The sequence below is a fragment of the Gordonia sp. HS-NH1 genome, assembly GCF_001418765.1.
In the GTDB taxonomy this organism is placed as follows: domain Bacteria; phylum Actinomycetota; class Actinomycetes; order Mycobacteriales; family Mycobacteriaceae; genus Gordonia.
Window position 1 is genome coordinate 1 of the sequence record NZ_LIYC01000035.1, and the last position, 12,486, is coordinate 12,486.

Here is a 12,486-nt window from a genome sequence, read left to right on the forward strand (position 1 = left end):
ATTTTGCAACAGCCCGATATATGTCGACGGCCTGGGTCCTGAGGGCGGTTGTCAGGGGCGGATTTCAGGCGCTGCCGCGCACGCTCAGATGACCAGGCCGAGGGCGAGCACCACGATCAGTCCGGACACCGAGAGGACCGTCTCCATCATCGACCAGGTCTTGAAGGTCTGTCCGACGGTCATCCCGAAGTACTCCTTCACCAGCCAGAAACCGGCGTCGTTGACGTGGGACAGGAACACCGAACCGGCGCCGATCGCCAGTACGACCAGTGAGAGCTCTCCCGAACCCATCCCATCGACCAGCCCCAGGATCAACGACGACGCGGTGATGGTCGCAACGGTCGCCGACCCGGTTGCCAGGCGGATCAGTGCCGCGAGGGTCCACGCGAGCAGGAGCACCGAGACGTTCGCGCCGGTCGCCCAGTCCGCCAGCAGTGTGCCGATCCCCGTGTCGACGAGAACCTCTTTGAAGCCGCCGCCCGCGGAGACGATGAGCAGGATTCCCGCGATGGCGGGCAGGGCCGCGCCCGTGCACTTCGAGATCGTCTCGCGGTCCATGCCGGAACCCCGTCCGAGAGTGAACATCGCGACGATGACGGCGATCAGAAGCGCGATGAGCGGCGTGCCGAGGATGTCGAGGACCTTGCGCACGGGCTGATCCTCGTCGGCGATGAATATCTCGGCCAATGCTTTGCCCAGCATCAGCACGACGGGCAGCAGGACGCTGAACATGGTGATCGCGAACGAGGGGCGCTTCGTCGTCGGACCGTCGGCCGGATCGACGTCGAAGGTCGTCGGTGCCTCGACCGTCACCCACCGGCCCGCGAGCACCCCGAACAGGGGCCCGGAGACGATGATGGTCGGAATGGCCACCAGCACACCGAGTCCGAGTGTCGTGCCCAGGTCCGCACCGAGGGCGTCGATCGCCACGAGCGGGCCCGGGTGCGGCGGGACGAAGCCGTGCATCGCCGAGAGACCGGCCAGCGCGGGTATGCCGATCGGGATCAGACCGAGACCCGAGCGCCGGGCCACCAGGTAGATCACCGGCATCAACAGCACGAGACCGATCTCGAAGAACATCGGCAGCCCGATGATGGCGCCGACGAGGGCCATCGCCCACGGCAGCATCCGGGGTGACGCATGACCGACGATCGTGTCGACGATCTCGTCGGCACCGCCCGAATCCGCGAGGAGTTTGGCGAACATGGCGCCGAGTGCGATCAGGATGCCGACACCTGCTGCGGTGGTGCCGAATCCGGCGGTGAACGACTCGAGGACGGTCGGGATGGACTCACCCGCGACGATGCCGACGGTCGCGCCGCCGCCAACCAGCGCGAGGAAGGGGTGGACCTTCGCGATCGTGATCGCGACGACGATGACGGCGATACCGGCCAGCGCCGCGACGATGAGTTGCCAGCCGGGGGCAACGGGTTCGGGTAGATCCGCGCCGGCGGCCAGGATCGTGGTGGTCGGCAACATCGTCAGTTCTCCTCGCCGTCAGGGTGCGGGTCGTTCGAGTTGGGATCGTCCGGGAGGGACGCGACCAGCTCGTCGACGATGGCGTCGACGCTCTGGTCCACGTCGACGGTCAGGCCGCGTTCGTCTCCGGTCAGCTGTTCCAGGGTCTCGAACTGCGACGCGAGGAGCGCCGGCGGCATGAAGTGCCCCGGCCGCGATGCCTGGCGTCGAGCGATGACGTCGACCGAGCCGGCCAGATGCGCGAACAGTGTCGTCGGCGCGTGCTCACGAAGACGGTCACGGTAGTGCCGTTTGAGGGCTGAACAGCTCATGACCCCGCCGTCGCCGTGCTCGGCAAGCCACTCGCCGATCGATTCGAGCCAGGGTCGACGATCGTCGTCGTCGAGCGGCTGTCCCGCCGACATCTTGGCGATGTTCGCTGCGGGGTGGAAGTCGTCGGCGTCGGCGAACGGCACTCTCAGGCGCTGTGCCAGCGCGGCTCCGACCGTCGACTTCCCGGACCCCGACACCCCCATGACGACTACGGGCGATCGCATGTTCACTCCTCACGACACTGTGCTGCTGATCACGTAGGCTGCCTCAATGATCATACTTTTGCAAGCCCGGTCGTCATTAAGTACGCAGATTCAGCAAGACCTCGACGAATGAGAAGATGAAACAGTGAGTCAGGGCACACGGAACGCGGGCGAGCGGCACGATGGGATCCTCGCCGCCATCGGTAGACGCATCGTCTCGGGAGCACAGCCGGCCGGGAGCGTACTGACCCTCGAGTCCATCAGCGCCGAACACGGCGTCTCCCGGACGGTGTCACGCGAGGTGATCCGGGTTCTCGAGTCGATGGGGCTCGTCGAGTCCAGACGTCGCGTCGGCATCACCATCCAGCCGCGGGCCCGCTGGAGCGTGTTCGACCCCCGGCTGATCCGGTGGCGCCTCGACGGCGCCGACCGCGCCGAGTTCCTGGCGACTCTGTCAGAGTTGCGGCGAGGCTTCGAACCGGTGGCGGCGGCACTGGCGGCCGAGCGGGCCGACGAACATCATTGCCGCATTCTCGCGGCGGCGGTGTCGGACATGTCGGTACACGGACGCGATGGTGACCTGGAGTCGTACCTGTTGGCCGACAAAGTCTTCCACCGAACACTGCTCGAGGCGAGCGGCAACGAGATGTTCCGCTCACTCACCGGTGTGGTGAACGAGATCCTGGCCGGACGCACCCATCACGGGATGATGCCGGCGACCCCCAACCCGGCCGCCATCGCGCTGCACGACGACGTGGCCAGAGCAATACGCCTCCGCGACCCGGAGGTCGCGGAGGCGTCGATGCGAGCGATCATCACCGAGGCGGCGGCGGCCGTCTCCGAGGAGCCCCCCTGGCCGCCTGAGGTGCGAGCGTAGCGAGCCACCCCTGTGCTGCCTGAGGTGCGAGCGTAGCGAGCCACGAAGGCCACCCGGCTGAGCTCCTCTAGACGAGCAGTTCGGCGATCTGGATCGTGTTGAGGGCGGCACCCTTTCGGAGGTTGTCCCCTGAGACGAACAGCGCGAGGCCGCGCCCCTCGGGAACGCCCGGGTCCTGCCGGATCCGGCCGACCAGCGAGGCATCCCGGCCCGCGGCCGCGAGCGGCGTCGGCACGTCGGTGAGCTCCACACCGGCTGCCGCAGAGAGGATCTCCTGCGCCCGGGCCACCGACAGCGGGTTCGCGAACTCGGCGTTGATCGACAGGGAGTGACCCGTGAAGACCGGCACGCGCACGCAGGTTCCGCTGACGAGCAACTCGGGGAGACCGAGGATCTTGCGCGACTCGTTGCGCAGCTTCTGATCCTCGTCGGTCTCGCCCGACCCGTCGTCGACGAGCGACCCGGCGAGCGCGATGACGTTGAACGCGATCGGGGCGACGTACTTGTTCGGAGCGGGGAAGTCCACTGCCGAACCGTCGTGGACGAGCTTCTCGGCATCGTCGGCGACCGCCCGCACCTGGCCGGCGAGTTCCTCCACGCCCGCGAGCCCGCTGCCCGAGACCGCCTGGTAGCTGGAGACGATGAGGCGCTGCAGGCCGGCCTCGTCGTGCAGCGGCTTGAGCACCGGCATGGCGGCCATGGTGGTGCAGTTCGGGTTGGCGATGATGCCCTTCGGCGGGTTCTTCGCGAGCTCGCCGTTGACCTCCGAGACCACCAGTGGCACATCGGGGTCCTTACGCCACGCCGAGGAGTTGTCGATGACGGTCACGCCCGCCTCGGCGAACCGGGGTGCCTGCTCGCGCGACATCGTGGCGCCCGCCGAGAAGAGGGCGATGTCGAGCCCTGACGGGTCCGCCGTCGAGGCGTCCTCGACAACGATCTCGCCGTCGCCCCAGGGCAGCTTCTTGCCCGCCGAGCGCGACGATGCGAAGAACCGCACCTCGTCGGCGGGGAAGTTGCGCTCCGCCAACAGGGTTCGCATGACGGCGCCGACCTGACCGGTCGCACCCACGACTCCGATACGTACACCCATCCTCATCGCCCCGTTCCGGCGTAGACGACGGCTTCTTCTTCGCCGCCGAGATCGAAGGCGGCGTGCAGAGCGCGCACCGCGTCGTCGAGTTCGGTGTCGCGGCACAGCACCGAGATGCGGATCTCCGAGGTGGAGATCAGCTCGATGTTGACGCCGGCCTCGCTCAGGGCCTCACAGAACGTGGCCGTGACGCCGGGGTGCGACTTCATGCCCGCGCCGACGAGCGACACCTTGCCGATGTGATCGTCGTAGAGCAGGTCGGTGAAGCCGATCTCCTCCTGGAGCTTGGTGAGCTTCTCCACCCCGAGCGGTCCGAGCTCACGCGGGAGGGTGAAGGTGATGTCGGTCTTGCCGGTGTCGATCTTCGAGACGTTCTGGAGCACCATGTCGATGTTGATCTCGGCGTCGGCGACGGCGCGGAACACCCGCGCCGCGTAACCGGGCTTGTCGTCGAGTCCGACAACGGTGATCTTGGCCTCGCTGCGGTCATGTGCGACGCCGGTGAGAATGGCTTCTTCCACGGGGATGTCCTCCATCGATCCGGTCACCACGGTGCCGGGTTTGGTCGAGTACGACGAGCGCACGTGAACGGGAACGTTGTAGCGGCGGGCGTATTCGACGCAGCGCAGCATCAGCACCTTGGCGCCGCAGGCGGCCAGTTCGAGCATCTCCTCGAAACTGACGGTGTCGAGGCGCCGGGCGTCGGGCACGATCCGCGGGTCCGCCGAGTAGACGCCGTCGACGTCGGTGTAGATCTCGCAGACGTCGGCCTCGAGGGCCGCCGCCAGCGCGACCGCGGTGGTGTCGGAGCCACCACGGCCCAGCGTCGTGACGTCCTTGGTGTCCTGCGAGACGCCCTGGAAGCCGGCGACCAGCACGATCTTGCCCTCGTCGAGGGCGCTGCGGACGCGTCCGGGCGTGACGTCGATGATCTTGGCCTTGCCGTGGCTGCTCGTCGTGATGACGCCGGCCTGGGAACCGGTGAACGACTGCGCCTGCGCGCCCATCGAGCTGATCGCCATGGCCACCAGTGAGTTCGAGATGCGCTCACCGGAGGTCAGCAGCATGTCCATCTCACGGGCCGGTGGCGCCGGATTGACCTGCTGGGCGAGGTCGAGCAGTTCGTCGGTGGTGTCGCCCATCGCCGACACGACCACGACGACGTCGTTGCCCTGCTTCTTGGTCTCGACGATGCGCTCGGCGACGCGACGGATGCGTTCGGCCGTTGCGACCGAGGATCCGCCGTACTTCTGCACCACGAGGGCCACGTCGAGTTACCTCCCGCCGGCCAGAGTGCCGGTCGATAGACGTCAACTTGCCGGGACAACCTTACCGGGGAGTCTGAGGATGCCCTGACCTGGTCTCTGTCTGCCCCGTCCGGGCCGCGGCGATCCGATCCGCTCTAGGATCTCTCGCGTGGCCTCCCCTACCGACGTCGGCGATACCGGAGGCGGCGCCGATGGTCGGACCGGACGCCGCACCGACGACGACGTGGCGACAGCCGGAGGCGTGTCCGCCGGGACGGGTCGTCGGCTGAGGGCGGCGACCACCGCGTTCTTCGGTCCGCTGAGCTCGTCGCCCGCCGGACTCCGTCGGTACCGCTGGTGGCTCGACGCACTCGTCGTCTTCCTCGTCATCCGGGCCGTCGGCATCCTGGTCCTGGCCCGGTTCGCCGACCTCCGGGGCACCACGCTGGGCGATTCCCTGGCGGTGTGGGACGGACAGTGGATGATCGCGATCGCGACCCACGGCTACGACGGCGTGCCCTACGCCCTGACGGACGCGCGGGGTCTGCACACGGCCGACACCGCGTACGCGTTCTTTCCCGGCTACCCGTATCTGGTCGGTCTGATCGCGAAGTTGCCGGGCCTGAGCCCCTTCGGTGCCGCGGTCACGGTGAACCTGGTCCTCGGGTGCGTGGCCGCGGTCGGCGCGGCACGGCTGGGCATGGTGTGCGCGCGGCTCATGGCGCGCCGGTCACCGATCGGCCCGGCGCCCGAGCGCGGAACCGGTTTGTTCCTGGTGGCGCTCTTCGCGGCGACGCCGATGTCGATCGTGCTGAACATGGCCTACACCGAGGCCCTGTTCTGTGCGCTCGCGGTGTGGGCGCTGGTCGGGGTGCTGGAGAAACGCTGGCTCCTCGCCGGCACCGTGGCGGCGATCTGCGGGCTGTGCCGTCCGACGGCAGCGGTCCTGATCGGGGTCGTGATGCTCGCGGCCGTGGTGTTCCTGTGGCAGGCACGCGGGACCGCCGTGCCGAGAGAGGTGCGGGTCCGCGCGATCGTCGCCATCGCGATCAGCCCACTCGGCTACCTCGCCTACCTGAGTGTGGTGTGGGCGCACACCGGATCACCGACCGGGTGGTTCCGGATCCAGACCGACGGTTGGGACACCCAATTCGACTGGGGCGCGGCCGCGTTCCACTTCGTCAACGAGATGCTCGTGCATTCGGCGGAGATCGCACCGGTGGCCACATCGTGGATCGTCCTGAGCACGCTGGTGATGCTGGGCGTCGCGGTGTGGTCTCGGATGCCGTGGCCGGTCCTGCTGTACGGTTCGCTGCTCGTCGCGCAGATCGTGCTGTCGAGCGGGCTGATGATGAGCCGGCCGCGACTGCTCCTACCCGCGTTCGTCTTGCTGATCCCACTGGCGATGGCGCTCGCCCGGATGCGACCGGTTGCCGCGGGCCTAGTCGTCGTGCCCATCGTGGTGGGTAGCTCGTGGTTCGGCGCGCACATGCTGACGGTCTTCCCGCATGCCATGTGACCCCTCAGCTCCCTGACGTGCGAGGAGCGCGCCCCCAGCTCCCTGAGGTGCGAAGCGCGCCCCCCTGCTCCCTGAGGTGCGAAGCGCGCCCCCCTGCTCCCTGAGGTGCGAAGCGCGCCCCCCTGCGCCCTGAGGTGCGAGGAGCGATAGCGACGAGCCTCGAAGGGCCTGGTGAGATGCCTCGCTTCGCGCGCACCCCAGGGGCGGTTGATTCACACCGCCGACGCCGCGAATCCCAGACAGAGATAATCGATTCCGGCGTCGAGCCGCGCGCGGGGATCGAGGAGCCGGCCGGCGTCGCGCCGGCCGGCCAGACGAGCGAGGTGCGACGGGACCTCGACCTCGGACTCGCCCGAGATCACCTCCGCGAGCCCGGCGGACGGCAGCAGCGAATCGTCTTGGAGCAGTTGATCGCTCACCGCGACGAGTGCGACACCGTGGACGAAACTCCAGACGGACAGCGCCATGTCGGTGGCTCGTTCGATGCCGACACCGAGTTCCAGGAACCCGGCCGCGAGCCAGTCGAGGCACGCCAGTGAATCCTCGCCGTAGCTGTGCCGTGGCGACGAGTAGGCCAGGACGACCCATGGGTGCCGGGTGTAGAGCTCCCAGTCGACGTCGACGGCGACCTGCACCCGTGCGCGCCATCCGGGCTGGGTGTCCACGGGATACGGGAACCGGCGTCCCACCTCGGTCGACATCGCCTGCAACAGGGCGTCCTTGTCCGCGACGTGGCGATACAGCGACATCGCCCCGACCCCCAGTTTCTCGGCGACCCGCCGCATCGACAGCGAGCCGATTCCGTCGTCGTCGGCGACGGCGATCGCGGCGTCCACGATCGTCGCGGTCGACAGTTTCGAGGTGTCGGACGTCACTGCGCGGTTCCTCCTGCTCAGAGCGGGAATAAAGCGATTGCGTACAGCGTACCCATCCCCGTACGCTGATCCGCGTACACCGTACGCGTAGGTAGCAGTCGTCTACCGCGAAGGAGGCAATGATGTCCGCCCAGCTCGACCCGTCGACCCGGCTCCACCCGACCACCCCGGGTGCCGCCGACCGACGAACGTGGCTGGGACTGGCCGTGCTGACCCTCCCGGTGTTCCTGGTCTCGATGGACGTCTCGGTGCTGTACCTCGCGATCCCGTCGATCACCGACGCGCTCGCGCCGTCCGCGGCCCAGCAGTTGTGGATTCTCGACATCTACGGGTTCCTCATCGCCGGACTGCTCATCACTATGGGCAATGTCGGTGACCGGATCGGTCGTCGTCGCATCCTGCTCGCCGGCGCCGGCCTGTTCGGCGTCGCCTCGGTCATCGCCGCCTTCGCACCCACGGCCGGGATCCTGATCGCGGCGCGTGCCCTGATGGGCATCGGCGGGGCGACCCTGCTGCCGTCGAGCCTGTCGCTCATCGCCAACATGTTCTCCGACGCCCGTCAGCGCGGTCGCGCGATCGGCGTGTGGACCTCGGCGTTCGCCGGCGGCAGCGCGGTCGGCCCGGTCATCGGAGGCGTTCTGCTGCACGACTTCTGGTGGGGCGTCGTCTTCCTCATCAACGTGCCGGTGCTCGTCCTGCTGTTCGTCTTCGGGCCGCGCCTGATCCCCGAGTACCGGGCCGCGACCAACGATCCCTTCGACGTCGTCGGCGTCGTGCTCTCGATGGCCGGAATCCTCCCGCTCGTCTACGCGATCAAGACGGTGGCGAGCGACGGTGCCACGACAGCCGTGATCCTCGCCGGGGTGGTGGGCGCCGCGCTGCTCATCACGTTCCTGCTCCACCAGCGGCGAATCGCGTCACCGCTGCTCGATCTCACCTTGTTCCGGAACGCGCAGTTCAGCAGCGCGGTCGCCGTCGCACTCATCGGGATGATGGCACTCGGCGGCATGTCGTACCTGACCGGCGTGTACCTCCAGTCGGTCATGGGCCACGACGTCCTGGCCGCGGCGATCGCCGGCCTCCCGATGGCCGTCGCGGTGGCGGTGTTCTCCATCGGCGCGACCAAGGTCGCCTCGTTCCTGGGCACCCGGCTGGCCTTCGTCGGTTCCGTCGGCCTCGCCGCCGCCGGCAACCTCGGCATGCTGACCCTCGGCACCTCGTCGCCGGTCTGGGTGTACGTGCTGTGCACGACGATCGCGGGCGTCGGCTACGGCATCCAGTTCAGCCTCGTGTCGGTCGTGGTCGTCGGCTCGGTGCCACCGGAACGGTCGGGTGCCGCGTCCGGCATCTCGGAGACGAGCTTCGAGCTCGGTACCGCGATGGGGCTGGCCCTGCTCGGATCGCTGGCCACCCTCGTCTTCCGGGACGGCGACCAGGGCTGGGCGTTCGGCGACACCCTCGGCGAGACGCTGCACCGCTCGACCGACATGGGCCCCGCCGGTGAGGCTCTTGCCGCCGCCGCGAAACAGTCGTTCGTCGACGGTATGCACGCCGCGTCGCTCGCGAGCGGTCTCGCACTCCTCGTCCTGGGCGTCATCCTGCTCATCGTCATGCGCGACGAGCCCGCCGATCCGCAGGCCGAGGTCGCCGACGTCCGGCTCCCCGACTCCGAGCTCTCGACGTCGGCACGCGCCGAGTAGGACCACGCGACACCGCTACCCTCGGGCGGATGCACGAACTGATCTCGGGGCGCTGGAGTGCCCGCGGCTACGACCCGTCCGCGACCGTCTCCGTCGAGGACATCACCACGATCGTCGACGCCGGACGCTGGGCGCCCACCTGGGGCCGGGTACAACCGGTGCGATTCATCGTGGGCCTGCGCGACGACCTGACCTTCGCAGCCCTCTGCGGCGTCCTGACCCGGGGGAACTCGGGGTGGGCGCCGCGCTCGGCGGCGCTCGTCCTGGTCTGCACCACCGATGATCCCGACGACGCGAAGGCCCACACCTACGGGGCGGTCGACTGCGGGCTCGCGGTGGCGCAGATGATCCTGCAGGCCGAGGCCCTCGGATTCAACGCGCACCCGATGGCCGGTTTCGACCCCGTGGCCGCCCGCGACAGCTTCGGCATCCCGGCGGACAAGCGGCCGCTGGTGTTGCTCGGCATCGGCGTACTCGCCGCCGACCCGACGTCGCTTCCCGAGGAGATCCGTGCCCGCGACGAGAAGCCCAGGTCACGGCTGCCGCTCGGCGAGGTGGCCTTCGCCGGCCACTGGGGACGTGCAGCGTTTTCCGAACCCCCGAAGGCTTGACCGGGGAATGTGACGAACGAGGCATATGAGGCAGAAGTTACTTGTGGTACTTCTTCTCCATGACTGTCTCACCTCCACGACGAGGATTCTTCCGTCGGCTGGGATCGCACGTCGCTCCCGTCGCCGCCGTCACGGCGCTGTCGGCCGCGGCAGCACTGTCCCTGCCGGCCACCGCCCACGCCGACGAGCCGTTCAGCCTCGAGTTCAACGGCGCGGCCGGCACGTTGCCGTCGGCACTGCAACACGAGACCGGCGCAGGCGGCTGGGGCAACAACGAGGTGCAGAACTACACCGCCGACCGTCTCAACTCGCGCCTGGACGGCAACGGCAACCTGCTCATCGAGGCTCGACGCGCCGCGACGGGCGGCTGGACATCGGCCCGGCTGACCACCAAGGACAGCTTCGAATTCACCTACGGGACGATCTCCGCGCGCATCTCCCTACCGCAAGGCCGCGGGCTGCACCCGGCGTTCTGGTTGCTGGGGAGCGACATCGACTCCGTCGGTTATCCGGCGGCCGGCGAAGTCGACATCGCGGAGACGATCAACACCTCCGACTGGGTGCACGTGGGCGTACACGGGCCGACGGCCCTCGGAACCGCCACCGGGTCCCTCGACATCTCGCTGACCGATCTCCTCCCCGGACTCCCGCTGCCGGGCCCCCTCGCCGGCCGCTGGGAGCGGGGCCACGATCTCACCGGCGTCGACCCCGGCGACTTCCACGAGTACGCGGTGACCAAGACGTCGTCGCAGATCCGCTTCACCATCGACGGCAACGCGGTCTACACGATCAACCGGTCCTCGCTCACCGGCGATGAACGATGGGTCTTCGACAAGCCGATGTACGCACTGCTCAACGTCGCCGTCGGTGGCCTCTGGCCCGGCCCGCCGTCGTCGACGACCCCGAGCCCGGCGACGATGACCGTCGACTGGCTGCGCTACACCCCGTGAGCCGCCGGCGCGCCTGATCCGAAGGGACCGCAGACCCACCGCTCCCTGAGGAGCGCCCGGAGCTTGCGGAGGGCGCGTCACGAAGGGTCCGGCCGCTGCCTCATCACGACTCCGCCCCGAGCCAACCGGCTCGGGGCGGAGTGGTGTGTGGGGTTGTGGGACAGTCGTTTACGCTCGTCGTCGGGAGCCGACGCCCGCATCGTCTTGTCCTTGGTCTCGACGATCATGATCGTGCACACCACGCTGAGTGCCGACAGACCGGCGAGCAGGACACCGACCCAGATCGCACCGGGACCGGCGATCAGCGGGGCGGCGATCAGCGGCGGGATCGCCCCGCCGAGGATGCCGGCCAGGTTGTAGCCCATCCCCGCACCGGTGTAGCGATACCGGGCCTCGAACAGCTCGGGCAGGAGCGCACCGGCGGGTCCGTAGGCGATGCCGAAGATGAGCAGCGTGCCGAGGAGCCCGACGACGAATGCGAGACCGCCGCCGATCTCGAGGATCGGGAACAGCACCAGCGACCACGGGATCGCGACGGCGCACGAGGTGAGGATGACGCGTCGACGACCGACCCGGTCCGACCACACCGCCGACGCCGCGGTCGACAGTCCGAACACCACGGCCGCACCCATGCCCGCGGTCAGCACGAAGGTCCGGGACAGCTCCAGCGACTTCGTGCCGTAGTTCGTGAGGAACGCCGTGCCCATGTAGAACAGCGAGAACAGGCTCGCCAGCGCGCCGCCGGCGACGAGGATCTCGCGCCACTGGTGGCGGAAGGCATCGAGGAACGGCAGGGCGGGGCCGTCGGCCGCGGCGTCGCCGGTCGCCTTGCGCTGCTGAGCCTCCCGGAACACCGGGGTCTCCGCGACCGCGAGTCGGACCCACAGCCCGACCGCGACCAGCGCGAAGGACAGGATGAACGGGATACGCCAGCCGTAATCGAGGAAGGCCGAACTGGTCTCGCCGAGGGTCAGGCTCGCGATGAGGAACGTGAGGCTCGACAGGAAGAAGGCGAAGGCGGGGCCGAGTTGCGGGAACATCGCGTAGAGCCCGCGCTTGCCGGGCGGGGCGTACTCGGCGGTGAGGAGTGTCGCGCCCGCCCACTCGCCGCCGACGGCGAAGCCCTGCAGGAACCGCAGGAACACCAGCGCGATCGGTGCGGCGATGCCGATACCGGATTCGGCGAAGCCGAAGACGCCGGTCTCGTACCCGGGCAGGAGCCCGATCGCGACCGTCGCCAGCCCCATGATCAACAGGGTCCAGACCAGGGTGCGCTTGCGGCCGATCCGGTCGCCGAAATGCCCGAAGAGCATCGCGCCGACCGGCCGTGCGAAGAAGGCCACGGCGAAGGTCGCGAAGGAGGCGATCGTCCCGGTGACCTCGTCGGCGGATGGGAAGAACACCGTCGGGAAGACCAGGGCGGCGGCGGTGCCGTAGATGAAGAAGTCGTAGAACTCGATCGTCGTACCGATGGAACTCGCGGCGGCCACTCGTCGAAGGCTCGTACGCTTGCCCTCTGGCGGATCGGTCACCGGGGGCTCGGCGGGGATGGTCGTCACTGGCGTTCGTCCCTTTCTGCTGACGGCCGCGTCGGGGTGGGCGGCACGTATCCCGGACGGC

11 protein-coding genes are annotated in these 12,486 nt (G+C 68.7%); 5 read left to right on the top strand and 6 right to left on the bottom strand.

Translation table 11 applies throughout. The features are described from left to right. Positions 1 to 84: 84 nt before the first annotated feature. Both AMD30_RS19030 and AMD30_RS19035 read right to left on the bottom strand, forming a co-directional pair. Complete coding sequence (locus AMD30_RS19030; protein WP_010844107.1) at positions 85 to 1,479, bottom strand: GntP family permease; 1,395 nt, start codon at positions 1,477 to 1,479, stop codon at positions 85 to 87. A 2-nt stretch (positions 1,480 to 1,481) separates the two neighbouring features. Further along, positions 1,482 to 2,015 (bottom strand): gluconokinase, encoded by a 534-nt coding sequence (locus AMD30_RS19035; RefSeq protein ID WP_055476726.1) that lies wholly within the window; start codon positions 2,013 to 2,015, stop codon positions 1,482 to 1,484. A gap of 124 nt (positions 2,016 to 2,139) precedes the next feature. Between AMD30_RS19035 and AMD30_RS19040 the strand changes: the two genes are divergently transcribed. Further along, on the top strand, positions 2,140 to 2,871 hold the full coding sequence (locus AMD30_RS19040; RefSeq protein ID WP_055476696.1) for a FadR/GntR family transcriptional regulator: 732 nt from the start codon (positions 2,140 to 2,142) through the stop codon (positions 2,869 to 2,871). Positions 2,872 to 2,938: 67 nt separating this feature from the next. On the opposite strand, the gene AMD30_RS19045 is transcribed toward AMD30_RS19040, so the two are convergent. Further along, positions 2,939 to 3,964, bottom strand: coding sequence for an aspartate-semialdehyde dehydrogenase (locus tag AMD30_RS19045; RefSeq protein ID WP_010844104.1), 1,026 nt, complete (start codon positions 3,962 to 3,964; stop codon positions 2,939 to 2,941). Positions 3,965 to 3,966: 2 nt separating this feature from the next. Continuing rightward, the gene (locus AMD30_RS19050) at positions 3,967 to 5,232 is read right to left on the bottom strand and encodes an aspartate kinase (RefSeq protein ID WP_055476697.1); all 1,266 of its coding nucleotides are present in this window, start codon (positions 5,230 to 5,232) and stop codon (positions 3,967 to 3,969) included. A gap of 148 nt (positions 5,233 to 5,380) precedes the next feature. Here AMD30_RS19050 and AMD30_RS19055 point away from each other — a divergent pair, with 148 nt between their 5' ends. Then, positions 5,381 to 6,730 (top strand): hypothetical protein, encoded by a 1,350-nt coding sequence (locus AMD30_RS19055; RefSeq protein ID WP_055476698.1) that lies wholly within the window; start codon positions 5,381 to 5,383, stop codon positions 6,728 to 6,730. A gap of 212 nt (positions 6,731 to 6,942) precedes the next feature. Here AMD30_RS19055 and AMD30_RS19060 read toward each other — a convergent pair whose 3' ends face one another. Then, positions 6,943 to 7,605 carry a TetR/AcrR family transcriptional regulator gene (locus AMD30_RS19060; RefSeq protein WP_055476699.1) on the bottom strand — a complete coding sequence of 221 codons (663 nt, stop codon included), beginning with the start codon at positions 7,603 to 7,605 and terminating at the stop codon, positions 6,943 to 6,945. 122 nt (positions 7,606 to 7,727) lie between these two features. On the opposite strand from AMD30_RS19060, the gene AMD30_RS19065 reads away from it, so the two are divergent. From AMD30_RS19065 to AMD30_RS19075, 3 genes are read left to right on the top strand one after another with little or no spacing between them, the layout of a single operon-like run. Next, complete coding sequence (locus AMD30_RS19065; RefSeq protein ID WP_055476727.1) at positions 7,728 to 9,305, top strand: MFS transporter; 1,578 nt, start codon at positions 7,728 to 7,730, stop codon at positions 9,303 to 9,305. Positions 9,306 to 9,334: 29 nt separating this feature from the next. Beyond that, the gene (locus AMD30_RS19070; RefSeq protein ID WP_055476700.1) at positions 9,335 to 9,916 is read left to right on the top strand and encodes a nitroreductase family protein; all 582 of its coding nucleotides are present in this window, start codon (positions 9,335 to 9,337) and stop codon (positions 9,914 to 9,916) included. Positions 9,917 to 9,975: 59 nt separating this feature from the next. After that, the gene (locus AMD30_RS19075; RefSeq protein WP_014925111.1) at positions 9,976 to 10,866 is read left to right on the top strand and encodes a glycoside hydrolase family 16 protein; all 891 of its coding nucleotides are present in this window, start codon (positions 9,976 to 9,978) and stop codon (positions 10,864 to 10,866) included. A 77-nt stretch (positions 10,867 to 10,943) separates the two neighbouring features. On the opposite strand, the gene AMD30_RS19080 is transcribed toward AMD30_RS19075, so the two are convergent. Further along, positions 10,944 to 12,425 carry an MFS transporter gene (locus AMD30_RS19080; RefSeq protein WP_231632791.1) on the bottom strand — a complete coding sequence of 494 codons (1,482 nt, stop codon included), beginning with the start codon at positions 12,423 to 12,425 and terminating at the stop codon, positions 10,944 to 10,946. Positions 12,426 to 12,486: the final 61 nt, after the last annotated feature.

What these genes read in the sequence shown, in the direction of transcription:
- AMD30_RS19030 (WP_010844107.1), bottom strand. Translation starts at nt 1,479, where the DNA reads ATGTTGCCGACCACCACGATCCTGGCCGCCGGCGCGGATCTACCCGAA.
- AMD30_RS19035 (WP_055476726.1), bottom strand. Translation starts at nt 2,015, where the DNA reads ATGCGATCGCCCGTAGTCGTCATGGGGGTGTCGGGGTCCGGGAAGTCG.
- AMD30_RS19045 (WP_010844104.1), bottom strand. Translation starts at nt 3,964, where the DNA reads ATGGGTGTACGTATCGGAGTCGTGGGTGCGACCGGTCAGGTCGGCGCC.
- AMD30_RS19065 (WP_055476727.1), top strand. Translation starts at nt 7,728, where the DNA reads ATGTCCGCCCAGCTCGACCCGTCGACCCGGCTCCACCCGACCACCCCG.
- AMD30_RS19070 (WP_055476700.1), top strand. Translation starts at nt 9,335, where the DNA reads ATGCACGAACTGATCTCGGGGCGCTGGAGTGCCCGCGGCTACGACCCG.
- AMD30_RS19075 (WP_014925111.1), top strand. Translation starts at nt 9,976, where the DNA reads ATGACTGTCTCACCTCCACGACGAGGATTCTTCCGTCGGCTGGGATCG.